At 43.4% G+C, this 23522-nt stretch carries 20 protein-coding genes and 2 tRNA genes; 5 read left to right on the top strand and 17 right to left on the bottom strand.

The genetic code is table 11. The annotated features are described in order from the left end of the window. Window positions 1–97 precede the first annotated feature (97 nt). The 3 genes from IJJ71_RS03985 to IJJ71_RS03975 are packed head-to-tail and all read right to left on the bottom strand — an operon-like array spanning window position 98 to window position 5052. A complete protein-coding gene (locus IJJ71_RS03985) occupies window positions 98–2116 on the bottom strand; it encodes a YidC/Oxa1 family membrane protein insertase (RefSeq protein ID WP_296845446.1) in 2019 nt (672 codons plus the stop codon). Window positions 2117–2128: 12 nt separating this feature from the next. Continuing rightward, complete coding sequence (locus tag IJJ71_RS03980; protein ID WP_296845445.1) at window positions 2129–3931, bottom strand: aminotransferase class I/II-fold pyridoxal phosphate-dependent enzyme; 1803 nt, start codon at window positions 3929–3931, stop codon at window positions 2129–2131. Beyond that, the gene (locus tag IJJ71_RS03975; RefSeq protein WP_296845444.1) at window positions 3919–5052 is read right to left on the bottom strand and encodes a CDP-glycerol glycerophosphotransferase family protein; all 1134 of its coding nucleotides are present in this window, start codon (window positions 5050–5052) and stop codon (window positions 3919–3921) included. Before IJJ71_RS03975 ends, IJJ71_RS03980 begins: the two co-directional genes overlap by 13 nt. Window positions 5053–5292: 240 nt before the next feature. Between IJJ71_RS03975 and IJJ71_RS03970 the strand changes: the two genes are divergently transcribed. Beyond that, window positions 5293–5619 (top strand): helix-turn-helix domain-containing protein, encoded by a 327-nt coding sequence (locus tag IJJ71_RS03970; protein ID WP_296845442.1) that lies wholly within the window; start codon window positions 5293–5295, stop codon window positions 5617–5619. On the opposite strand, the gene IJJ71_RS03965 is transcribed toward IJJ71_RS03970, so the two are convergent. From IJJ71_RS03965 to dctP, 6 genes are all read right to left on the bottom strand, one after another. Beyond that, a complete protein-coding gene (locus IJJ71_RS03965) occupies window positions 5611–5925 on the bottom strand; it encodes an AzlD domain-containing protein (RefSeq protein ID WP_296845440.1) in 315 nt (104 codons plus the stop codon). The two genes, IJJ71_RS03970 and IJJ71_RS03965, sit on opposite strands and share 9 nt — an antisense overlap. A 143-nt stretch (window positions 5926–6068) precedes the next feature. After that, entirely contained in the window at window positions 6069–6785 is a 717-nt protein-coding gene (locus IJJ71_RS03960) for an AzlC family ABC transporter permease (RefSeq protein WP_296845439.1), read from the bottom strand. 216 nt (window positions 6786–7001) lie between these two features. Continuing rightward, the gene (uxuA, locus tag IJJ71_RS03955) at window positions 7002–8072 is read right to left on the bottom strand and encodes a mannonate dehydratase (RefSeq protein WP_296845438.1); all 1071 of its coding nucleotides are present in this window, start codon (window positions 8070–8072) and stop codon (window positions 7002–7004) included. 63 nt (window positions 8073–8135) lie between these two features. Then, window positions 8136–9431, bottom strand: a complete 1296-nt coding sequence (locus IJJ71_RS03950) for a TRAP transporter large permease (RefSeq protein WP_296845437.1) — start codon at window positions 9429–9431, stop codon at window positions 8136–8138. 12 nt (window positions 9432–9443) lie between these two features. Beyond that, complete coding sequence (locus IJJ71_RS03945; protein WP_296845436.1) at window positions 9444–9914, bottom strand: TRAP transporter small permease; 471 nt, start codon at window positions 9912–9914, stop codon at window positions 9444–9446. Window positions 9915–10004: 90 nt separating this feature from the next. Then, complete coding sequence (dctP, locus tag IJJ71_RS03940; RefSeq protein WP_296845435.1) at window positions 10005–11003, bottom strand: TRAP transporter substrate-binding protein DctP; 999 nt, start codon at window positions 11001–11003, stop codon at window positions 10005–10007. Between the two features lie 183 nt (window positions 11004–11186). Between dctP and IJJ71_RS03935 the strand changes: the two genes are divergently transcribed. After that, the gene (locus IJJ71_RS03935; protein ID WP_296845434.1) at window positions 11187–11903 is read left to right on the top strand and encodes a GntR family transcriptional regulator; all 717 of its coding nucleotides are present in this window, start codon (window positions 11187–11189) and stop codon (window positions 11901–11903) included. A gap of 311 nt (window positions 11904–12214) precedes the next feature. Here IJJ71_RS03935 and IJJ71_RS03930 read toward each other — a convergent pair. Both IJJ71_RS03930 and IJJ71_RS03925 read right to left on the bottom strand, forming a co-directional pair. Beyond that, window positions 12215–12287 (bottom strand) — tRNA-Glu (locus IJJ71_RS03930). A gap of 50 nt (window positions 12288–12337) precedes the next feature. Next, window positions 12338–12408: transfer RNA gene (locus tag IJJ71_RS03925), tRNA-Gln, on the bottom strand. A 174-nt stretch (window positions 12409–12582) separates the two neighbouring features. Here IJJ71_RS03925 and IJJ71_RS03920 point away from each other — a divergent pair. The 3 genes from IJJ71_RS03920 (at window position 12583) to IJJ71_RS03910 (ending at window position 17902) form a co-directional block, all read left to right on the top strand. Continuing rightward, window positions 12583–14043 carry an SH3 domain-containing protein gene (locus IJJ71_RS03920; protein WP_296845433.1) on the top strand — a complete coding sequence of 487 codons (1461 nt, stop codon included), beginning with the start codon at window positions 12583–12585 and terminating at the stop codon, window positions 14041–14043. A 49-nt stretch (window positions 14044–14092) separates the two neighbouring features. Continuing rightward, entirely contained in the window at window positions 14093–15082 is a 990-nt protein-coding gene (gene rsgA, locus IJJ71_RS03915; RefSeq protein ID WP_296845432.1) for a ribosome small subunit-dependent GTPase A, read from the top strand. Window positions 15083–15316: 234 nt separating this feature from the next. Beyond that, complete coding sequence (locus IJJ71_RS03910; RefSeq protein ID WP_296845431.1) at window positions 15317–17902, top strand: endonuclease MutS2; 2586 nt, start codon at window positions 15317–15319, stop codon at window positions 17900–17902. A gap of 97 nt (window positions 17903–17999) precedes the next feature. Here IJJ71_RS03910 and IJJ71_RS03905 read toward each other — a convergent pair whose 3' ends face one another. The 6 genes from IJJ71_RS03905 to IJJ71_RS03880 form a co-directional block, all read right to left on the bottom strand. Beyond that, window positions 18000–19667, bottom strand: coding sequence for a nucleoside kinase (locus tag IJJ71_RS03905; protein WP_296845430.1), 1668 nt, complete (start codon window positions 19665–19667; stop codon window positions 18000–18002). A gap of 62 nt (window positions 19668–19729) precedes the next feature. Further along, window positions 19730–20206 carry an arginine repressor gene (locus tag IJJ71_RS03900; RefSeq protein ID WP_296845429.1) on the bottom strand — a complete coding sequence of 159 codons (477 nt, stop codon included), beginning with the start codon at window positions 20204–20206 and terminating at the stop codon, window positions 19730–19732. Between the two features lie 43 nt (window positions 20207–20249). Beyond that, window positions 20250–20672: a flagellar export protein FliJ gene (gene fliJ, locus IJJ71_RS03895; RefSeq protein WP_296845428.1), complete on the bottom strand. Its 423-nt coding sequence runs from the start codon at window positions 20670–20672 to the stop codon at window positions 20250–20252. A gap of 3 nt (window positions 20673–20675) precedes the next feature. Beyond that, window positions 20676–22166, bottom strand: a complete 1491-nt coding sequence (locus IJJ71_RS03890) for a FliI/YscN family ATPase (RefSeq protein WP_296845427.1) — start codon at window positions 22164–22166, stop codon at window positions 20676–20678. A gap of 22 nt (window positions 22167–22188) precedes the next feature. Next, the gene (fliH, locus tag IJJ71_RS03885) at window positions 22189–23145 is read right to left on the bottom strand and encodes a flagellar assembly protein FliH (RefSeq protein WP_296845426.1); all 957 of its coding nucleotides are present in this window, start codon (window positions 23143–23145) and stop codon (window positions 22189–22191) included. Window positions 23146–23160: 15 nt separating this feature from the next. Beyond that, window positions 23161–23522: FliG C-terminal domain-containing protein (locus IJJ71_RS03880; protein ID WP_296845425.1), on the bottom strand; the 362-nt coding region annotated here is incomplete at its 5' end.

The following is a 23522-nucleotide window of genomic DNA, read 5'->3' as shown; positions in this document are numbered from 1 at the left end:
TCATCGCGCAAGAAGTGCAACTGGGATGTTCCGGCATTTCTTTTACAGCATTTCTGCCTTTTTGTTTCATCTTATTGAAGACGCACAGAAGTGGTTCTTACTTTTTGTTCCGTCTGTTGCAAAACTCGAATTTTGACCTATAAAATATTTTTGAAACCGCCAGTGGCAGGCATCTGAAAATACTGTAACAGAAAAAATTTCTTTTATTCCTGTCAAAACCAAGCCTTCCAGCCTGTTCTACCAAAGAATCTGTTTTTATTTTTCCGGCAAGATTATACGCCTTGACATTTGGTATATCATCATAAATGGATAAATCTCCGACCCAATTATAGCCGGCATAAGGCGGATCAAGAACTCCAACATTATAGCCGCAATCGGAAAAAAGCTTCGGCATTACTTTAAGGGCTTCATTCTGCTTATCTACAAGAAATTCTGTGTTCCGCTTGTTCATTTCGGTTACGGTGTATTCATATCCGCCAAAAAGTGCAGGTGAACCGAAATTCGTGCAAAATCCGTGAGAAAGTGTATTCGGATAATATGTAAATCCCGCAAACTGCCTTTTTAATTCAGGTTTTTCCTCAAACATGTACGGAACATAGCCAGAAATGGCACGGTCAAGCATAAATACGATTATATTTTTTCCATTTCTGCTCAATGTAAAAATCTGTTTTATTTCAGCGTCATCGGACGACGATTTGATGTAAGCCATTGCTGACAGTTTTTTTTGAGTTTTATGGACATTGGTCAAGGCTAATACAGAAATGCTGATTACCAGAACAATGCCGAAAAATGAAGTAATTTTCTTGAATCTGAATGCAACAAAAAACAGTAAAAAAACCCCCATACAAACAATCAGATTCAAAACTTTTAATTTTCGTGAAAAAGAAAAATCGTTCTCGTAGACAAGCAACGGAGAAAGGACTCCCATATTTCGACCGAAGCACATATAATTCACAAGGAAAATTCCACAAAAGAGCCACAAAATCAAGCCAACGGATTTCCTACTATTTTCTGGAAGAATCAGCCGTATAATACCTGGCCAAAGCATAAAAAATCCAATTGCATAGCATGTTGAATTAACAAGGAAGTGAAACGGATTTTGATAATGCCGCAAGTCCACAAATTCAGCAGGGGAACTAACAATCACGGAAGAAGGTATCAAAATTCCGGTAAGAATTACGAGAAAAACAGATGCCAAAATGAATGACAATGAATCTTTTAACTCAACAGATTTTTCTGAAGCAAAAATGGCGTGAATTTTCCTTGCAGACGCTGTATTCCTTGCAAGATAAAAGAAAAGCGGAAGAATAGCAACATATTGAAAAAGGAACACTACAAAAAGTTTCTTGCGGGAATTGAGAACACCACTCAAAATTAAAGCAAAAGTAAGCAAGACACCAAAAACGGCACACAAAATGACAATATATTTCTTTGGATTCCTGATTTTGTAAAAAATATTCTTTCCAAGCGAAAAAATATTGTTGCAAGTCCAGTAAACAACAAGTCCACTCGGAGAATTATATAGGAGCACGAGGAATATCAACGCCATTCCGTAAGTCTGGATTTTATCTTTGAGGGGAAATCCTTTAAGATAGACTGCGGAAGAAATACAGTTTATTGCTGTCATCAGGATTGGAAGCAGATTTAGAGAAACATCTCCGAATTTTATCAGAGAGTCCGGCTTTCCCAAATCAAGAATCAAACCAAACGAAGCACCATTCAAAGCTTCAAGATGAGAAAGGAAGTGATATGCGGCGATAAAAAAAGGAATCTCAAGGAGCAGAGAAATAGAACCGTTCAGCGCATATAGAGGATTATAATTGTTCTGCCGGTAGTAAGTCTGGAGCATCATAAAACGCTCATCACCCTTAAATGTTTTCCTGATATGTTTAACCCAATGAGAAAGCTTTGCTTGAATGTCACGCTCTTTTTGCTGAACTGCATCCGCACGGCGGTAAAGTGGAAGCGTAAGAAGACTGATTGCAAGACTTACTCCGATTACTGCAAGCCCCTGATTAGTCTCATGCCTGCCGACAATCCTGAACATAAGCTCAAATACAATCTCAACTACAAGTTCTATCGGTGAAATTATGATGTTATACAAAATCGATGACATTAAAGGCTCCTATCAAAACTCTTTCAACGCATTTAAAATCCGCTCATTATCAGCAGAATTTCTAATTGCAAGACGAATATACTGTCTTCCATCATTAATTTTTGAAGTTAAATCCTTTATAAAGATTTCATTTTCGCAAAGAAGATTTTTCGTAAGCTCTGATGACATTCCTTTTTTAACTTCACACATCACGAAATTTGCTTGGGTTGGTATTACGCGCAAAAAAGATACTTTCTGTAATTCAAAGATAAAGCGCTTTCTCTCAGTCCGGTACTGTTCAAGCGATGCTGCATAATCCTTTTTGTATTTTCCGAATATCTGCATGTAAAATTCACCGAATGAATTTATATTCCAGATTGCAACGTCTTTTTTCAAAAACGAAATCAAATTCAAATCTGAACTTGCAAGGATTCCAAGTCGGACTCCAGGAACTCCATGTGACTTAGATATGCTCTTTACGACAACAAGATGAGGATATTTTTTGAGAACAGTTTCTGAAACAAGGGAACAAGATTTTTCATCAGCAAAATCAGCAAAGCTTTCATCCACCACAAGAGAAATACCATTCTCTTCTGACCATTCTGCAATTCTCAAAACATCATTTTTAGAAATATAATTTCCAGACGGGTTATCTGGATTTATGATAAAAAGCGTCTTTACAGGATTTTTCGTGAAGAAAAAAATAATATCATCTGCCGTATAAGAAAAATCAGGATAAGAAGCCTGCATGACAACTTCATTTTCCTTTACACAACGGTTAGGATATTCCTCAAATGTCGGACGGATAAATCCGCATTTTTCTTTGCCATAATGAAGAAGAAGAGATTTTATAAGTTCTGCGGCTCCGTTTCCAATTACTATGTGCTCCTGCTCTACTCCAAAATTTTTTGCAGCCAGCAAACTGTTTCTTGCCATGCCCGAAGGATATTGTTCCAAGAGCGGCTCAAAACTCGCTTTCATTTCCTCAATCATTTTAAGAGGCGGATAATATGGATTTACGAGATAGCAAAAATCAAGGAGTTTAGGATAACGCCAATAACCGCCGTATGATTTCTGGAACTTTTCTGTCTTCAATTCGGCATCAGCAAAAAGTGTCGAAGCTATTTCCAAATCCTGAATATCATCAATTTCGTACCATTTTTCACCGTCAAGCCGCTTCGCATGGATGCCAGTGTTATCAAGCATTGTAAGAATCCGCAGAACATTTTCGTAATAAACACTATTTCCAACAGCATGAATATAAGCCTCAAGGAAAGGGACATAATACTGCTGTGAATATGCTTTGCTGAATTTATAGACATTTACAGTCTTAAAACAATGTTCCCGCTCCGAATAATCAAAATCTTTTCCAGGAATGACATCAAGTATTTCATCATATTTAGAGAGACGGACAACAGTGCCGTCCATCCAGCTTTCATATTTTGCGACAACGGCAAGAGTTTCCCTTTTGTCAGAATACAAGGAATTTATGATATTATCATCAAAAATAATATCTGACTCGAAAAGCATTGTATCCTCACACAAAAGGAAATCCCTAGCAAGATAAAGAGAATAAATATTGTTCGTTTTGTCATAAACTGGATTATCAATAAAATTCACCTCTGTTTTTATCCCAAGTGTTTCTATATAATCCTTAAGTTTCTTTCCCTTATAACCAGTGACAATCACAATTTTCGAAAGTTTGAGCTCTTCAAGCTGACGAAGCAACCTTTCTATAAGAGTAACTCCATTCACCTTAACCATGCATTTTGTATTTTCTGCCGTTAGCGAGCCAAGCCGCGTTCCCATTCCGGCTGCTAAAATTATTCCCTGCATCTTTTTTCCTCATTTTTTCTAATCATAAAGTCCGCCGTCACCTCAGCAGATTTTCCTATATTCTCCCATGCAACTTTTCTTGCATTTACCCGCCCTTCTCTCAGCGATTCATTATTGATTGCTGAATCAATAAGAGATTTCATGTCACAAAATTGAGACTCTTCAAGCTTTATTCCAATGGATGACAGTACCCTGAGCTTCCACATCGGTTCGGAAAGCCATGCCGCATCATACGGATCAGAATCAAATGAAGTATCTGCATATATAAGCGGACGGTCAAAAATAAGAGAATAGTCAAAAATAATTCCTGAAAAATCAGTGATAAGGATGTCTGCAGAATTTAAGGCAGAAAAATTATCATTGTCGAAGTTCCATAAAAAATTTTCTGAATCAGAGTATTTTTTAATCAGAGGCTCGATAATTTCTTTTTCAGAAACCAATGTTTGCGGATGCGGTCGGACTACAATTTTGTATCCGGTAGAAACAAGAGAATCTAAAATTTTTTCACCATATTTTGCCAGAATTCCGCTCTTTCCCCAGGATGGTGCAAGAAGAACGGTTCTGTTCTGATTCGACTTACGAGGCGATGATTTTAGCCTGTCAAACATTGAGTCCATATAAGGACAGCCTACAACCACGAGTTCCTTTTCTACAGTTTTTCTAACCTGTTCAAGAAACCTGATTTGTTCTTTTTGGTACGAGCCGGAAAGAAGAACCGCATCATAAAAATCAAGCCCAAACATACGGTAACTTGAGGGATCGTCAACCGCATGAAGGATATGTACATACATATCAACATTCTTGCTTCTCTTCCACTGGTAAACATCAAGTCCGGGGGTCGTGGAAAGGACAATGCTGGCGTTCATCATATTAAGCCGAGCAAATGCTTTATTTCCTTCGCCGATAAATTCGAGTTTAACATGCTCGTATTTTTCGCTGAGGGCCGGGTCATCAGAAGATGCAGTCCAATAAACAAGATTTACACCGCGCCTTTCAAATTCATCGCAAATCGGCTTAAAGACATTCCAATACCGTTTGTGGTCACTAAAAATTACAAACGGTATTTTTGCCTTTGAAATTTTATCAGCCTTTCCGCCGCTAACAATAAATTTGATTTTCATAAAAAAACGCTGGCCAAAAAAAATCAGCGTAGAAACAAGTCCAATAAGGATAGAAAACAACACCGACCCCGTACCAGGGTCAATATAAAGCAAAAAAAGATTGTGATTCATATTCGTCTTCTTAAAAACAACTGTATTACAGTAATAATAACTGAATTTCAGTTTAAAATCAACTGTATTACAATGAATCTACTGTATTAGATTGAATAAAAACCGTGTCTACTCTGCCATAATACACGCATGAACCATTTCCAAGAAATCTTCATACAAAATTTAAGGTATTACCGTATAAAAGCAGGATTTTCACAGCTTGCTTTTTCTGAGAAAATAGGTTTAAGCCCTAATTATTTGAACGCGATTGAAAATGGGAAAAACTTTCCGTCCGCTGATGTCATACAGCGGATTCTTGATATTCTAAACCTGCTGCCATACCAGCTTTTTCTTGAGAAACCAGACACTTCATCACTGCAGCCGGATTTGAGGGAAATAACTCAACTTGCAAGCAGCCTAAAACAAACTCTGATAGTAAAGATTGATGATTTTGTAAAAACTCAATTGTCAAAATAACTTCATCGCGAAGTCCGCAACAAATGCCACCACGCAGCAGGCAATGGACACCGGGAAAAGCCCCGCCCCGAAGAACGCAAGCGCAACTCCCACCACAAGAGCCGCCACACCCGCAATCGGAGAACTTGTCGCCTCGACAATCGCAGGGAAAGTCATCACAGAAAGAGTGACATAAGGCACATAATATAGAAAAGAGCGGATAAACTGATTTTTAATAGGCTTACGAATAAGCGTAAGCGGCAAAACGCGAATCAGGTAAGAGACAATAAATCCTACTAAAATGTAAATCCATATATTTCCACGCATAAAATCCTCCAAAGCGGGCGTTGCGGGCGGCGTTTGAGCCCGCAGAAGGGGTAGCGACCAACGAAGTGGGCGCGTAGGGGGAGACTTCCCCCAAAAAACTCCTAACTTCTAACTCCTACTTGCTAATTGCTAACTGCTAATTGCTAATTATCCTCGCTTTCCACAGGCTTCAAATACGCGAGCACGGCCGAAATCACCACGGTTAGGATAATCGTTCTGTTGCCGCCTGAAAGTTCTTTAACAAACGGCAGAACCGAAAAAGCCCAGCTCAGAGCAAAACTTACCGCAACAGCCGAAGCAATCGTCATATTCTTTTTGGCAGGCGGAATGATTATTGCGAGGAACATGCCGTAAAGGGCGACTGAAAGAGCATCGACTGCCATCTGAGGAAGCATATTACCGGCAATAATTCCGCAGGCTGTTCCTGCACTCCAGAGAGGAGCGGCCACCACAAGGGCACCGTAAGTATAGAATGGATTCAAAGGACCTTTCTGCGCGATTGATATTCCGAAAATTTCATCCGTAATTCCAAAAGCAACGAGAAAACGATGGGCAAAAGCCGTATTTTCAGAAATACGCTGGCTAAGCGCACAACTCATCAGCATGTAGCGGGCGTTCACGACAAAAATAATCAGAGCAACTTCGATATAAGTAGCAAGCTGCTCAATAGCAGTGTAAAGGGCATATTCGCCAGCAGAAGCACGGTTCAAAAAGCTTGAAACAAAGCCCTGAAAAGGAGAAAGCCCGGCCTTGCGCGCGACAATCCCGAGCGAAAAAGAAACCGCGAAATATCCAAGTCCAATCGGAATTCCTGCGGCAACACCATTGAAAAAAGCAGATTTATTTTTCATTCCATTCATAAAGAGAATAAATTATAAGCGAATGAATGAAAAAGTCAATTTTATTGGGCTAATACAGAGTTTTGAAATTATCGAATAGTGTAAAAAAAACGGTCGGAATCGGGGTTCCAAAACAAACTCGCCTGAGCTTTGCTCACTGCGATGTTTGATTTTGGGTTCCCGATGGGAGACCGTTTTTTTGATACAGCCAATAAAATTCAAAACTCGGCATTTGACCTAGTTGCTTGATTTTTCGATTGCTTCCCACAAACCGCAGATGTAAGAGGCTCCCAGAGCGCGGTCATACAGACCGTAACCAGGCATTGCTTTCTCTCCCCAAATCATCCGTCCGTGGTCAGGGCGAATCGGGCCTTTGAAGCCGATGTCGTAGAGTGCTTTCACAATCTCGTACATGTCGAATGAACCGTCGCTTGAAAGATGAGCCGCTTCCTCGAAATCGTTTCGGCCGTCATTGAACTGCAAATTTCTTACATGCGCGAAGTGAACCCTGCCCTTGAGAGCGCGAATCATAGCAGGAAGGTCATTGTCCGGATTAGTTCCGTAGCTTCCGGCGCAGAAAGTGACTCCGTTGTGCGGATTGTCGGTCATTTTCATCATGCGCTGGATGTTCGGAAGGCTCGTGATGATTCTCGGCAGACCGAAAACGCTCCACGATGGATCATCCGGATGAATCGCCATGTTGATGTCGTACTTGTCGCACACAGGCATAATCGCATCAAGGAAATATTTGAGTCTGTCGAAAAGAACATCAGCTGTCGTTCCTTCGTACATCTTGAACAAATCCTTGATTTTTGCCATTCGCTCCGGCTCCCAGCCAGGCATTACGGTACCGTTCATGTCGCCCGCAATACTGTCGAACATTTTTGTCGGGTCAATGGCATCAACGGCTTTCTGATTGTAAGCCATCACAGTTGAGCCGTCAGGTCGGAGACGAGCAAGCTCCGTGCGGGTCCAGTCGAAGACAGGCATGAAGTTGTAGCAGACCAAATGGATGTCGTTCTTTCCGAGGTTCTCAAGAGTCTTAATGTACGCCTCGATATCCTTGTCCCGGTCGCTACCCGCGGTTTTGATTGCGTCGCTTACATTTACGCTCTCGATTCCGTCGAGGGTAAGGCCAGCAGACTCGACCTCCTCCTTAAGTGATTTTATCTCTTCCTCTGTCCAAAGCTCGCCCGGCATTTTGTTGTAAAGGGTGGAAATAACGCCCTTCACATAAGCTGTCTGACGAATCTGTTGCAAGGTTACGGTATCGTATTTCGAGCCGAACCATCTCATTGTCATTTTCATAAGATAACTCCTATTAATGAAGCGAATTTACAAGTGAAACTCGCTCCATCAAAAAAACTTGTGTTAGCCTGCCACTCCGAAAATCATATTCGGAATGAAAAGTACCAGTTTCGGACAGAATACAAGGATGGAAAGTTCCAGCAGGATTGCAAACAGGAACGGAAGACTTTCTTTCGTGTATTCTTCAGGCGGACAGTCTATGATGCCGCAGACCGTGTACAGAGCCGAACCAATAGGCGGTGTCATAACGCCCAGAGTTACGATTGTTGCCATAAGAACGCCGAAGTGAACCGGATCCATACCGACGCTTGTTACCATAGGAAGGAAAATCGGTGTAAGGAGAAGGAAGCTTACATTGCTGTCTACGAACATACCGATGATGAAAAGGAAGCCGAGCATGAGCAATGTGAGGAGCTGAGGCTGCTCAGTGATTCCGAAGATGAAAGAGCTGAGAACAGCAGGGAGCTTGACCCAAGTGATTGCATAGCTGAACGGGCCGCTCATTGCGATAATCAGCATGATTGCGCCGTTGTCCTTGATTGTTGTGATGAGAGCTTCCTTAAAATTCTCCCAGTTGAGCCGTTTGTAGACGAATTTTCCGACTACCAGAGCATAAATTACAGCGAAAGCACCTGATTCAGATGGTGTGAAAACGCCGAAGCGGATTCCGACAATCAAAATAATCGGGAAAAGCAAAGCCCAGATTGAAACCTTGAGGTTGTCAAAAATCTCGCGCAAAGTAAGTTTTGGCGCATCAACTGCCGGCGGATCAAATTTTCTGATTCGGCTTGTGATTGTTGTGGTTCCCATGAGGAAAATCATCATCAAGATTCCAGGAACTACACCAGCCGCAAAAAGACGGCCGATTGAAACCTCGCCGACAAAACCAAAGATAATCAGGCCGAGGCTTGGCGGAATCGTAGCTGTGATAAGAGCCGTGAGACAGTTTACCGAGCAGATATAGCCTTTTGTATAACCGCGCTTAATCATCTCAGGAGCAAGGATTCGGGTCTCCATTGCGGCATCAGCAGTAGCAGAGCCTGAAACGCCGCCCATCAATGTTGACATTACGACGGAAATCTGAGCAGTACCGCCATACATTCTTCTTGTCAAAAGGCGTGCAAGGCTCAAAAGCTGGTCTGTGATACCCGAAACATTCATGAGGTTTCCCGCAAAAATGAAGAACGGAACGGCCAGGAACGCAAAAGACTGACTCTGCAGGACAACCATCTGAACGGCGGCTTCAAAAGGAAGAATTGGCTGGCTGAGAAAGAAAGCAAAGCCCGCGATTCCGATTACAAAAGCGATAGGCATGCCCATCAGCAAAAAAACTACGAAACATATAAGAAGAAGTGACATATTTTTCTCCGTTTATTTTTCAGCAAAATGCTGTATGCACGATTTGATTTTTCCAACAGTCGAGATTGACATTGAGAAAGTTGCAAAAACAAGGCTTAAATTCACGAGTGAATATGGAATAGGAAGCGACTGGAATGTTCTGAGCCGCTCAGTCCATGAAAGCCTTATTCCATAAATACAGATAATTACTGTAACCGTGAGGATGATTGCATAAACCGCAATCATAACAAGTTTCTGTACACTTTTAGGAAAATATCTGGTAACGATGTCGATGCCGATAAGCTGACCGTTTCGCCATGCGATGTCAGCACCAAGAAATGAACTCCATGCAAGCAAAAGCATTGCAAGGTCAATGTTCCAGGCCATAGACATTCGGAAAAATCGCAAAATTGCCGAGCCAAAAACAAGAATAACAAGGAGAATAAATCCTACCCCACAAACAGCGGTCTCTGTCTTGCAAAAATATTCGTAAATTTTCTTCATATTAAATCCCTGTAGATTTTTTTTGATAAAAAAACAGGATTGCACTTTCGGAGGCATGAAAATGCAATCCTGCAAGAAGGAGAAAAATGTCTACTGAGCGAGTTCTTTGAACAATCTGTCCTTAAGTCCCGCAGAGAAGCCTAAATCATTATTCTTGTAGAGAGGATCGATAGCTTTCTGGAATTCTGAGATATCAACTTCAGAAATTGTAACGCCATTCTGTTTCATGTGATCATAGAAACCATCCTCTTCTTTCTGAATGATTGCACCGTATTCGAGGGCTGCCTCACGCATGATTTTTGTGAAGAGCTCACGGTCGCTTGGAGACATGCTGTTATAGAATGCCGCAGAACAAACGAATGCAGACTGGAGCATGTAGTGTTTTGTCAATGCGAGGTTCTTTGTTACTTCGTACAAGCGTGAGCCGTCAGCTGTAGCAACCTGAACTTCACAACCGTCGAGAGTTTTCTGCTGGATTCCTGGGAATACTTCGCCCCAAGAAATACCGATGTTAGCGAAACCAAGGTATTTTGCGAGGTTGTTGCCGATTGCATTTCCGAAACCGCGGATTCGCAAGCCAGAGAGGTCAGAAACATGCTTTACAGGAGTTGTAGTGTAGAAGCTTCGGAAACCGTTGTACATGTTTGTGATGTAGACGATTCCCTGTTTCTCAAGCTGTGCCTGCCATTCCTTGAAGAGAGGTGTGTCAGGAAGCTTTTTGAGCATTGCCGGGTCAGTAAGAATATACGGAGCCATGAGAATGTTCATGTCAGGGATTTTGAACTGGCTTGCAAGGCGGCCAGGGTCACTTGGAACTACAAGGCTGATTCCAAGCTTTGCCTGTGTTACGAGGGCATCTGTATCTCCAGAAAGAGCACCAGCTACCTGAACGCTTGCGTTGAAACGGCCAGTTGCGTTGAGTTTGTCAGCAACAGACTGCATCATGCGGCTCTGTCCTGTTGTAGCAGCCTCAGTACCTGCGAAAGTTACTGGAATTTTTGCGTCGCTCGCTGCCTTTTTATTGCATGAAGGAAGCATCATTCCGCACAGGAGCAAAGCTCCAAAAGAATACAAAACTGATTTTTTCATAAAGTCCTCCTTTTTTGACTTTTATGCTATCTGATATACTAACATGTTAGTTCGTAAAATATTGATTGTCAAGTAAAAAAAATAAAAATTTATTCGTTGACATCGCATTTCTATAATGCTAACATGTCAGTTAAGAAAATATTAAAGCTAACATAAAGGATTCTTGAATTTCAGGGGTAAAATATGGGCAAAACCGAATCAAGCGTACAGTCAGCCGTATACAACGCATTAAGAAACAACATAATGTCTCTTCAATTGAAGCCCGGAACAATCATGAGCACCCAGGAAGTCGCTCAGAAGCTCGAAGTAAGCCGCACCCCAGTCCGCGAAGCATTCATCCGGCTCCAGCGAGACGGACTCGTTGACATCTACCCTCAAAAAGAAACGATAGTCTCAAGGATTGATTTCCATAAAGTCGATCAGGAACGCTTCGTGCGTGAAAGCCTCGAATGTGCCAACCTTGATCTGGTCGTAGAAAAATGCACGCGCAAGGACATCGGCGAGCTTGAAATGAACATCGAGAAGCAGCAGGCGACGGTAAATGCCTGCGATTACAATTCCCTGCTCAAGCTGGACAATGAATTCCATCATTACATGTTCAAAATAACAGGCCAGAAACTCGCATGGGACACAATTGAGCACTCAAGCAACCACTACGCGAGAATCCGCCTGATCACCGTGTGGGACAAAGAAATAATGATGGAGACAATCCTCCAGCACCAGAAAATCCTCTCGGCCATCCAGGAAAAAAACGCCGACTTCGCAAAAAAATCAATAAAAACCCACCTCCACCAGCTCGAAAACCAGCTCCAAAGGCTCATGCAAGAATACCCGGATTATTTTGTCAAGGAAATCGTCTCAAAAGAAGAAAGATACAAGGAACTTCTGGGGATGTTGTAAAATTTTATAAGGCGCGACTCAACTTGCTACGGGCTTTCCGTGGTTCCGCTCCCGCTCCATTCCTCGCTTCGCTCCGGAACGGCTCCGCCGCCCCTACAATCCCGCGCGTCATCAACTGTAAATAAAAAATGCCTCGCATGGATGCGAGGTTTCTGCAGAGAGAGAATTTACGAAATAAATTCTCGTACGAATCCGAAAATCCAAGGATGGATTTTCGGTTCGACAGCCACCACGGGGGTTCGACTCCAAAACTGCTAACAAAACTCCGCTGTAAAACAAAAAAATCCCCTGCACTTGCAGAGGATTCCAAATAGCCACCACGGGAGTCGAACCCGTCTCTCCGCCTTGAGAGGGCGGCGAACTAAACCGATATTCGAGGCGGCCAAGCCTTAAAAGCTAGAAAAAAAGAGCTGACTTTTTGTGGTCAGCCTTAGTTCCCCAAGGAGGATTCGAACCCCCACGATCAGAACCAGAATCTGAGGTGCTACCATTACACAATCGGGGAATGTATCGCGTTGCGATGTGAGAATAACTATATAGGAATCACTAAATTGTGTCAATAGAAAATCTAAAAAATTTGAAAAAATTTTCTTTTTTTTCATAAAAAAAGAAAAACGACGAAACTCTTACAATTATTCCGAGTTTTTATATAATTGAGACAATTTTACCAGAGGAAAAAATGAAGCCAAATTTTTCAAAATCATTAATGTTCTTTTTTATCACATTCGCATCAGTGGCAGTTTTCGCACAAAAGAAAGGCGATTATACAATTATTCAGGACAGAGAAGTAAGTTTAATTTCAAAAGATTCCATAATTTACACGGAAGAATATGTCAACGAAGCAAGCAGGATGCTTTTTCTCACAAAAAATGACATGCAAAGAAAGAGAACCCAAGCAATTCCAAAAGAGCTTGAAAAATTTTATTTAATTCACGAATACCAGGGGCACTACTTCTACTACTTAAAAAATGTAATGTCCGTCGATTCAGAAGAAGGCTTAAGGGTAAGAAAGGAGCCTTCACTAAAATCACAGAAAATCTGCACTCTTCCCGACAGATTCAATGTGGTAGTTACATGTCTTGGCGAGGAAGTAACCATTGACAACATAAAAAGTGCCTGGGTCGAAGTGCTTCTGCCGCAATATCTTTGGTCAGGTCCAAAGGCGGAATTCGGCTGGGTTTTCGGAGGATATCTCAAAGACCAGGTTCGCCATGAAGATTATTTTTCACTTGCCGAGCAAAACGGAAATGACCGCACTTATTATGAAGTTATGGAAGGAGACCTTTACCTTCCGTACAATTCTCCACATCTATATGACATAATAGCCGGTAACAGCGTATATGACCTCTACAACATACAAACCAGCAATATAATAAAAGACAGATACTGGGGCAAAAATCCAGACTGGAAAAGCATATACGAATACGAAAGAACAACCTCGCTGGAATTATTAAGGCTGATTTACTGCGGAGTCATTCCAAACCCGGACTTTGACAACAATGGTAAATATTACGAGCCAAATTTTGACAACTTTTGGGATCTGGTTCAGGAAAAAAGGCAGATTCATCCTGATCGTCTCTTCGAGGACTCACATTTAGAAACGGAAGACTTTTTAAGAGGCAAAACAGTCTCATTGGATTTACAAAAAAGAAGCCTTGTCTTTACAAATCCTGATTCAAAAAAAGTCTATACGGCCTCAATCCCAGGCGATTATATGAAAGATTTTTCCGTAGAAGGCATGGAAGAACTTGAAATTCAGTCATACCAACCGAAACTTCCAGAACTTTCAGAGCCATTCATCGGAATAAAAAAGAAAGTTTATGAAAATGAATGTGTCTACCACTACGAAGTTTTCTATTATCACATAAAAGACGGGGAACTCATAAAATTTCTGAAAATCATCACCCTCCCGGAAATTCTTGATGACTACGCTTGGCACTTTTGGGGAGGAAACGATCCAGAAAACGATGATTATCTTTGTATTAGTTCAGACTATCGCTCGTTCTTTCAGGGAAGGAAACACGACGATGTAATTACAATAAAACCACACCCGGAATATCCTTACATTCAGATTGCGAAGGACTCATGCCATAATTTCGACATCATTCAGATAGGCCCGTACCTCAATAGCTTTGACTAGCCTTTATTTTCCTTGCAAAATTCCTTTTTCTCGCTTACAATAAGGGAATATGGAACAATTAACTGGCACTGTTTTAAGCGGCAGCAATAATGTTTTTGAAATCGAATGTGACGATTCTGACGACGACGGTAATCACATATTACGCCTTTGCTCATTCAAAAGCAAAAGGCTCAAACTTGACACAAAATATTACAACCCTCTTGCACCGGGCGACCGTGTTCAAATCGAAATAGAAAATCCAGAGGATGAAAAAGGTCAGATTCTTTCTCTCGTTCCGCGTGAAAACGCTTTTATCCGCTGGAATGTAAAGGGGCGCGCGCCTCAGCTTCTTGCGGCAAACCTTGACTACATCATTTTGGTCACCACCCCAGCAGAACCTGAATTCCGGCCGCGCTTCATCGACCGCGAGCTTGTTCAGGCTGAGTATCAGAACCTCACGCCGATTATCCTTGTAAACAAATATGACCTTCCCGAAGCACAGGAACCTGACTTTCAGAACCGGCTTTCAACCTGGGAAGAACTGGGCTACAAAGTCCTGCGCATTTCGGCAAAGTCAGGCGAAGGCCTCACGGAGCTGGCCGAGCTTATCACAGGAAAACTCAGTGCGCTTGTCGGTCAGTCTGGCGTAGGAAAATCTTCGCTCGTGAATGTCCTTGACAACACCTGCGTTTTGAGAACTGGAAGTCTGAGCCAAAAGTACGGAAAAGGCTGCCACACCACCACAAAAGGCACGCTCATGCACATTCATCTTAACGAATCAATCGTGGGCGGAGTTCAGAACGCTTATGCTTCAATCATCGACACACCGGGAGTCCGCCGTTTTGTCCTCAACGACATTGCCGCAGATGAACTCGCGCTTTATTTCCGTGAATTCGAACCACTGATTGGCAAATGCAAATTCGGCACAAACTGCAAGCACGAGAGCGAACCGGGCTGCAAAATCTTGGAGGCAGTCGAAGCAGGCGTAATCAGCGAAGAAAGATTTGAAAGCTGGCAGCGAATCCGCGAAGAAATCCGAACAGGTAGCTGGGACGATTAAAGTTAGGAATTAGCAATTAGGAGTTAGCAATTTTGAAGGGGCGCTCCCACAGCAGGCTGTGGTCAGGCTATCCGCACTTCCGCTTTCGCTTCATTCTTCCGTTCCCTACGGTCGCTCCAGAACTGCTGCGCAGGTGCTCCTATCCTTAGCGCAATTCAACTTTTCAAGTATCAAAAAACTAAAATGACCGCAAGTTTTCATCTGCGAAAACTTGTCACGATAGGATGTCGATAAATGCACAGAAAAACACTCGAACAGCTAGACTACTATAGAATCCGCGACACTATCGCAGGATATTGTGTGAGCGAGGAAGGAAAAGCCTCGGTTTTGAAACGAGAGCCGCTCACTCAGGAAAAACTTGACGAAATTTCTTCTCTTAAAGCACTTTCGAGCCAGTGGCAGAAGGCCCTTGTTTCGAGGAATCCAGTCCGCCTGCACTCATGGGGCGAAATCGCTTCGTTCATAAAGCTCTTGCAGGCTCAGGGAACAACGCTCGAGCAGGAACAGCTTTATTCTCTCTGGCAGTTTGCTTCCTCAGCCCTCGACTTGTATTCTTCGGTCAAAACTTCCTCATCGGAGCTGGGGCTTAAAAATCTTCTGGACACGGCGGAAACTCTTCCATATTCCACTCTTGAACAGACTCTTAACACAATCTCCAGAATCATCGACAAGGACGGAAATTTAAAGGATTTGCCGGTTTTGCGTGAAATCAGGGCAAAAATCGCGCAAATCAACTCTGAAATCAAAGCCGCGCTCAAAAAATACACGAGCGACACCACGCTAAACAATGTCCTCGAAAGCAATGTTCCGGCATTCAGGGCTGACAGGCAAGTTCTTGCAGTAAAGGCCAGCCAGCGTAACCGAATTTCCGGCATTGTTCACGAAGTCTCAAGCTCCGGCCAGACTCTTTTCATTGAGCCGGAGGAAGTTGTCCGCAAAAACAACGAACTTTTGCAGGAAGAAGCCCGGCTTGCACAGGAAACCAGAAAGATTTTCACCGAGACGACCGCCCTTCTCCACCCGCTTTACGATGACCTCAAGGCCGCTCTCAAAACAATGACTCTTTTTGATTCGACTTACGCTTCTGCGCGCTGGGGTGCGGAACATCTTTGTAACTATGCCCTCACCTGCGCACAGCAGGACAGTGAAAATCCGCCTCTTTTAATCCAGGCACGGCATCCTCTTTTGGGGGACAAGGCCGTTCCGATTGACATCAAGTGGCTTCCGAACAAAAACATCCTCATCATCACAGGTCCGAACACAGGCGGCAAGACAGTCACCTTAAAGACTTTTGCCCTTCTTTCGATGCTGAACCAGTCCGGCTTCCCGATTCCAGCTGCGGATGGCACAAGGCTCCCGATTTTCAACGCGATTTTTGCTGACATCGGCGATGACCAGTCAATCGACAACTCGCTTTCGACTTTCTCCGCACACATGAAAAATATCGCGGCAGCTGTAAAACACGCCGATTCAAATTCTCTGGTTCTTCTCGATGAATTCGGCGGCGGAACTGACCCGCAGGAAGGCGGCGCGATTGCAATGGCCTGCCTCGATTCTTTGATTGAGAAAAAGGCCTTTGTCCTCGTCACGACTCATCACGGAAGCCTCAAAAATTACGGATACACGAACAAATATTGTGTAAACGCCAGCGCTGAATTCGACTCAAATTCCCTGGCTCCGACATATCATCTCGTCATGGGAGTTCCGGGTGAAAGCCACGCCCTTGATATTGCAAAACGCTCTGGCCTGCCGGGCGCAATCGTCTCAAAGGCAAAATCTTACATCACAAGTGAGCAGGCTGATGTCTCTTCTTTAATCAAAGGTCTCACGCAAAAGCACGCTGAGCTTGACCGCCGCGAAAAAGCATTCCGTGACATCGAAAACCGTCAGAAAGAAAAACTTCTCAAACAGGAGCAAAAAGACCTCAAACTCCGCCAGAAAGAAAACGAGCTTAAAGAGCGTGAAAGCCGTTCCGAATCAGGATTCCTGCGCGAGACCAGGAAATCGCTTGAAAACCTTGTTCGTGAGCTTCGTGAAGGAGAAATCACCCGCGAAAAGACGCTCAAAATGCGAAAGTTCATCAATGATTTGACAGAAGATGTCGAATTGCAGGAAATGGAGCTTGAAGAAGAAAAAGAAAGGCTCGAAGAAGAAGAAAAACAGCTTAACGAGCGAATCGAAAATGAGACAAAAATTGCCGAAAACGGCATGAAAATCTCGAAATCATCGGATTCACGCACATCTTCAAATAAAAAGACAAAAAAACGTCTCAGTAACAAGGAAGCTCTTGCCACCGCAAAGGCAACTTACACTGACGAAGAAATTTTCAATCTTGCGCCGAGAGCCAAAAACGCCCCAAAACAGAAATTTGAATTCTGTGAGGGTGCGGAAGTTCTTGTCGGAAAGACCCGCAGCCGTGGAACGCTTTTGCATGAAGAGAAAAAGGGCGTATGGACAGTGCAGCTCGGCTCAATCAGAATGAGCATAAAGCAAAAAGACATGGAACTTATTGCCCCTTCAAACCTTTCGGTCGCAGATTACACGGTTGAGCTGAACAAGGACAACGGAAACGGAAGCCCGGCCTTTGAACTTCGACTGCTCGGTATGCGTGAGGAAGAAGCCGTTCTTGCCCTCCAGAAGCAGCTCGATCTTTGCGCAATGACAAATTTCAAGAGTTTCAGCGTAATCCACGGAAAAGGAAACGGAATCTTACAACAGGCCGTTCAGGACTACCTTTCAAACTATCCAGGAGTAAAATCCTTCTACTACGCCCGCCCGGAAGACGGTGGTTTCGGAAAGACTTATGTAGAATTAAATTAGCAATTAGAAATGAGCAATTAGAAATTATTTCGGGACATTGTTCGCTATAGCTCACTCGTCCTAATTACTAATTTCACATTGCTCATTGCTAATTTTTTTAGTATTTGAATGAACTTCCACCGATGAATTCACGGATTATTGACTGTTTTGGAACATAATCCGATGAAATCGCGTTGAAGTGCGAGAGGAAGTTTATCAGACGGCAAGCCTCAGTGTATTCAGGCTGATCCGGGCGGACTGCACGGAGTTTCGGCTCAGCGTAAATCTTTAGGACCGGAAGCTCATAGTCCAAAGCCGTGTTCAGGACTGCATCGGCAGAGTTCTGGAACGGGAAGATATGAAGCTTTTCGCCCCTCTGAACGCTGTCCCACATGCTGATTGTGCCTGCAGCAGGCTTCCCGCGGAAATTTGCGTCACGAACGATTCGGCGGATAAGGCGGTTGTCGCTGGTTGGGATTCGGTTGTGCTCATCAAAGTTGAGCTGGGTGAGTGCCGAAAGATAAATCTTGAACTTGTACTCAGGCTTGATAAGAGGCGTGAGCTTGTCGTTGAGGCCATGAATTCCTTCGAGAATGAGAATATCGCTCGGTCCCAAAGTCATTTTATTGTTGCCTGTGTAATATCTCTGCCCCAAATCGAAGTTGTATGAAGGAATCTCAACTTCTTTGCCCGCGAATAAATCAAGAAGGTTCTGATTCAAAAGCTCAATGTCCAAAGCTTCAAGACATTCGTAATCATAGTTGCCGTTCTCGTCTTTTGGATTGCGGTCACGGCCAACATAGTAGCAGTCAAGGCTGATTGTCTTTGGCGTGTAGCCGATTGAGCGCAAGTGAAGTGCCATCTTGAATGCGGAAGTTGTTTTGCCCGAAGAAGAAGGGCCTGCAATCAAAACGACTTTTACATTGCCCCTGTCAGCAATCTGTTGCGCGACTTTGGCATAGTTCTGAGCCTGATAAGTCTCACAGATATCGATGAAGTCATTGATTTTTTTGCGTGAGACAATTTCGTTGAGCGAAGCAGTTGTCGTGACATTGACGAGTTTGCCCCACTTTTTGTAACGCTTGAAGATGTCAAAAATCTTTGGAGAATCCTCGAATGGTGCGACAACATTTGGAGTTTTTGCCTCCGGGAATTTGAGAAGGAATCCTTCGTCATAAGGCTCCAGGTCGAAAACTTTGAGAATACCTGTAGAATCAACAAGAGAACCGAAATAAACATCGCAGAATTCAATTGAATCATCATCAAATGCATTTACGAGAACGCTGTCACGGCACCTGTATTGAAGCTGCTTGGCCGTCTCCGGCATACCGAAATTGTTGAAAGCTTCCATCGCCTCGGAAAAAGAAATATGCCTTGTGTTGATAGGAATATCTTTTTCGATGATTTTGAGCATTTCTGCTTTGAGAGAAGCGACTTCTTCTTTTGTAACCGGAGTTTCGCGGTCAAGGGTGTAATAATAAGCGTAGCCCAAACTGTGACCAATCAAAAGCCTTGTTTTGGGGAAAAGCTTATGCGCCGCTGCGGCGAGAACAAAAGACAATGAACGCCTGTAAACATAAGCAGCATCTTTTGAACCAAGATATACGCCCTCTATCCGGCTTGAAACACGAAGCGGACGACATAATGAAACGACCTTATAGTTTACTTTGAGTGCGATAATAGTTCCTTCATGTGGCGGAAGCTTATCCAAAATATCTTTGCCACGGAGTCGGGCTGGAACATCAATTTTTCTACCATCAGTAAAAGTTAAAGTAATATTTCCCATAAGAAAAGTATAACTCACATTTTCTGATAAAGCGAGAAAATTTTAATTTTTTAAGGATTATTTTATAAATCTTCTTCCAAATCCGGAATATGTTTTTTGAGGGTTTTCATAAAATCTTCACCGCTCACGCCAGCCCTCAATGCAGCAAAAACACAGCTGTCACCGGCTACAGTTCCAAGAATTTCATCCAGGTTAAGGCAGTCCAAGGCATTCGCAACCGCATCGGCATGTCCGCCGAAAGTTTTGATTACGACCGTAGTTGCGTTCCAGTCAATGCTTACATATCCGCGCAAAAAATCCTGCACGAAAATCTGCTCGCTTTCTCCCCTGTCCTCATCACTCTGGAGAGTATAAACATAGCCCGCGTGTCCGTCACTCACCTTGCCAACTTTGAGCAATTTCAGGTCTCGCGAAAGTGTTGCCTGAGTTACATCGAAGCCTTCTTTTGTAAGCTCATGCAAAAGTTCATCCTGACTTTCAATCCGGTTATTTTTGATAAGTTTTTTTATTGCTTTTAATCTCTCTGATCGTTCTTTCATAATTCATTTCCTTATTTTTCAACTTTCATTGCTTTTATCGGCTCTAATTCCACTTTGAAGTAACAATATCATCGATTTCATTTTCTTCGGCTTTGTAATTTTCTTTTTTCCACGCATCTTTTCGCTTGTCACGGAGATTTTCAAGAGCCTTGCAGTTTTTCATCGCCTCACGCATCGCATCCCGCTTTTCTTCGGTAAGAACTTTCGCCTGCGCAAGACTCATCATAGCCTCTTCCTTCTGCTGATTCAAAAGACGGAAATAATTCTGCGCCGCAAGCATTCCGCTCAAATCTTTCATGGAATCTGCCGTTCGTACATTTGAAGCATGAGCCTCGGCAATCATATCAAGAGTGCTCTGGATTTTTGTTTCTTCGGCAACAGCTTTTCCAAGTTCCGCCTCAGCCTGTTTTTTCTCAAACTCGCGAAAATCAAGAACCTTCTGCAAAGAAAAATTAAACCGCTTCATAGGCTAGAGCTTATCCGCTACATCAGAAATTGCGTTAATCTGACCGGGAAGGTTCGTCTCGAATGCACCGCTTGCCTTTGCATTGGCATCAGTGACATTTTCTTCCTTATGCTCATGAACCAGCTGCGCCACGGTTTTTCGGCCAAGAGCCGGCTGCTCGACATATTCTTCATCAGGGATTTCAATTTCAGCAAGTGCAGAAAGTTTCTGCAATGTGTCCTCGATGTCGCAATGCTCGTCCTCTTCCTGGCACAAGAATTCTTCGATAGCCTCATGCTTAGCAATCGAAAGGTCGATTTCGGCATTCGCGCCCTTCTGATAAACGCCAGCACTAATCATGTCACGGTTGTCCTCGTAGATTGCGACGAGCCGGCTGATTTTTGTTACGGCTCTAAGAGTCTCACGGCCAGAAACACGGCGGGCAAGACGGCTGATAGAGCGCAGAACATCAATCGCAGGATAATGCCTCTGCTGAGCCAAAGTCCTGCTCAAAACAATGTGTCCGTCCAAAGTTCCTCGCACTTTATCAGTAATCGGCTCGTCCATATCATCACCGTCTACCAAAACATTATAGAAAGCCGTGATTGAGCCTTTATCGTTGGTACCTGTTCTCTCAAGCAATTTTGGAATCAAATCAAATACGCTAGGAGGATATCCCCGCTGAGCCGGAGCCTCGCCGGTCGAAAGACCAATTTCTCGCTGAGCGTGCGCAAATCGAGTCATGTTGTCCATCATGAGCATGACATCTTTGCCCTGGTCACGGAAATATTCTGCGATTGCAGTTGTGACATAGGCCGCACGGAGACGACAGATTGAAGGAGTATCGCTGGTAGCAACAACGATTACGCTTCGTTTCATACCTTCTGGTCCCAAATCGCGCTCAATGAAGTCATTGACCTCACGGTTTCGTTCACCAATCAGGCCGATTACATTTATGTCAGCGTTCGTATTTCGGGCAATCATCGAAAGCAAAGTAGATTTACCGACACCAGAACCCGCAAAAATTCCAAGTCGCTGCCCCTTTCCGCAAGTAAGAAGAGAATCAATACAGCGCACACCAGTCGCAATTCGCTTATTAATAGGAAGACGAGTGATTGGATCAGGCGGAGAAGCAAGAACAGGATAATATTCGGTTACGTCAAGAGAGCCTTTTCCGTCAATCGGAGTGCCGGTGGCATCAACGACACGACCAAGAAGATTTTTGCCAACCGGAACCTGCAAAATATGACCGCTCGCAATAATTTCACAGCCAATTTCGATTCCAGTTGTGTCAGAATAAGGCATGAGTTTTACGGTGTTGCCCTCAAAGCCCATTACCTCAGCCAAAACCTCTTTGTTCCGCGAAGGAATTTTAATCGTACAGATTTCACCAATAACAGAACGAGGGCCGTTACTTTCAATAACAAGCCCTTTTACTGCGGTGACATGCCCTGTATAGAGAATAGTCTCGGTATGTTTGATTGTATTAAGATATTTATTAAAAAAAGACTCCATTTACCCCACCCAGTGAATCTTTTTAACCCTCTGAAACAGGCATCGGTTCGTTTTTAGCGATTGTCTTAACAGGAGAGATTTCAAGGATTGCAGCCTCAAGTTCGCTCAACTGGCTCTGGATTCGGGCATCGATTGCGCCGAAGTCAGTCTCGACGATACAGCCGCCCTTATCGACAGTAGAATCCTCAAGAACCGTAATTCCTTTGACATTCTCGACCTGCTTGATAAAGTCCTGAGTATGCTCGCTAGTAAGCTTGACATCAGCCAAATTTACACGGATTGTAACATCGCCACGGCCTTTGACCTTTTTGAGAGCCTGCAAGATATTTGCCATAACGACAGATTTTTGATTTTCAGAGATAATTTTTACGACTTTTCGGGTCATCAAAATGACAAGCTCAACAATCTGCTGCTCGGTTTCGCTAAGAATCTCTTCGCGTCGAGCCATTACACCTTCAAGGATTTTGTGGGTGCGCTCAATAAGCCTGTCAACCTCACCGTGACCTTCGGTAAATCCTTCCTCGCGGCCACTTGCAAGACCTTCAGAATATCCGCTTTTTTTGAGAACTTCCTGCTCGGCCTTAGCATCCTCGATGATTCGGCTTGCTTCTTCCTGAGCTTTTTTGACTATTTCGGCCGCGTTCTGCTCGGCTTCATTTTTTACGATTTGTGCCTGATTTGTCTGCCTTTTGACCTCAGCGAATGCGGCATCTTCTGCCCTTTTGACGATTTCATCGGCTTTTGCCTGGGCATCAATGAGCATCTGCTTTTTTTCTTCTTCCCACTGAGCTTTAAAAGCCTCTGCCTCGCGCCTCAAGTCATCGGCTGTTGGACCAGTGTATTCAGGAACGACTTCCTCAACCACTTCCTCGACAGGCTTGGCAAATTCATGGACAAGCTGGAGCTTGAATTCGCCCTCTTTCGGCTTTAACTGACCAGGCTGAAATAATGTCTGCTGAAATAAGTTTCTTCTTGCCATGAATGAACCCCTTTATTAAACGACCAGTTCGTCCTCACCACTTCGGGCAATGACGATTTCACCCGCATCTTCAAGTCGTCGGATAGTAGAAACGATTTTCTGCTGAGCTTCCTCGACATCCTTCAAGCGGACAGGTCCCATGAATTCCATATCTTCTTTGAGCATTGAAGCAGCTCGTTTTGACATGTTTCGGAAAATTTTGTCCTGAACTTCGGTATCGACAGATTTGAGAGCCTTTGAAAGCTCCTGAGTATCGACTTCGCGGAGTACCTTCTGAATAGCGCGGTCGTCGAGCATAACGATATCCTCGAAGACGAACATTCGCTTTTTGATTTCCTCTGCCAAATCCGGATCTTCTTCTTCGAGAGATTCGATGA

The sequence above is a fragment of the Treponema sp. genome (assembly GCF_017430385.1).
In the GTDB taxonomy this organism is placed as follows: Bacteria; Spirochaetota; Spirochaetia; order Treponematales; family Treponemataceae; genus Treponema_D.
Note: the sequence above shows the minus strand (reverse complement) of the source record. Positions and strands in the feature narration are given on the sequence as shown.

Coding starts and splice junctions, on each gene's coding strand:
- IJJ71_RS03985 (WP_296845446.1), bottom strand. CDS start 2,116: ATGTCATCGATTTTGTATAACATCATAATTTCACCGATAGAACTTGTA.
- IJJ71_RS03980 (WP_296845445.1), bottom strand. CDS start 3,931: ATGCAGGGAATAATTTTAGCAGCCGGAATGGGAACGCGGCTTGGCTCG.
- IJJ71_RS03975 (WP_296845444.1), bottom strand. CDS start 5,052: ATGAAAATCAAATTTATTGTTAGCGGCGGAAAGGCTGATAAAATTTCA.
- IJJ71_RS03970 (WP_296845442.1), top strand. CDS start 5,293: ATGAACCATTTCCAAGAAATCTTCATACAAAATTTAAGGTATTACCGT.
- IJJ71_RS03965 (WP_296845440.1), bottom strand. CDS start 5,925: ATGCGTGGAAATATATGGATTTACATTTTAGTAGGATTTATTGTCTCT.
- IJJ71_RS03960 (WP_296845439.1), bottom strand. CDS start 6,785: ATGAATGGAATGAAAAATAAATCTGCTTTTTTCAATGGTGTTGCCGCA.
- uxuA (WP_296845438.1), bottom strand. CDS start 8,072: ATGAAAATGACAATGAGATGGTTCGGCTCGAAATACGATACCGTAACC.
- IJJ71_RS03950 (WP_296845437.1), bottom strand. CDS start 9,431: ATGTCACTTCTTCTTATATGTTTCGTAGTTTTTTTGCTGATGGGCATG.
- IJJ71_RS03945 (WP_296845436.1), bottom strand. CDS start 9,914: ATGAAGAAAATTTACGAATATTTTTGCAAGACAGAGACCGCTGTTTGT.
- dctP (WP_296845435.1), bottom strand. CDS start 11,003: ATGAAAAAATCAGTTTTGTATTCTTTTGGAGCTTTGCTCCTGTGCGGA.
- IJJ71_RS03935 (WP_296845434.1), top strand. CDS start 11,187: ATGGGCAAAACCGAATCAAGCGTACAGTCAGCCGTATACAACGCATTA.
- IJJ71_RS03920 (WP_296845433.1), top strand. CDS start 12,583: ATGAAGCCAAATTTTTCAAAATCATTAATGTTCTTTTTTATCACATTC.
- rsgA (WP_296845432.1), top strand. CDS start 14,093: ATGGAACAATTAACTGGCACTGTTTTAAGCGGCAGCAATAATGTTTTT.
- IJJ71_RS03910 (WP_296845431.1), top strand. CDS start 15,317: ATGCACAGAAAAACACTCGAACAGCTAGACTACTATAGAATCCGCGAC.
- IJJ71_RS03905 (WP_296845430.1), bottom strand. CDS start 19,667: ATGGGAAATATTACTTTAACTTTTACTGATGGTAGAAAAATTGATGTT.
- IJJ71_RS03900 (WP_296845429.1), bottom strand. CDS start 20,206: ATGAAAGAACGATCAGAGAGATTAAAAGCAATAAAAAAACTTATCAAA.
- fliJ (WP_296845428.1), bottom strand. CDS start 20,672: ATGAAGCGGTTTAATTTTTCTTTGCAGAAGGTTCTTGATTTTCGCGAG.
- IJJ71_RS03890 (WP_296845427.1), bottom strand. CDS start 22,166: ATGGAGTCTTTTTTTAATAAATATCTTAATACAATCAAACATACCGAG.
- fliH (WP_296845426.1), bottom strand. CDS start 23,145: ATGGCAAGAAGAAACTTATTTCAGCAGACATTATTTCAGCCTGGTCAG.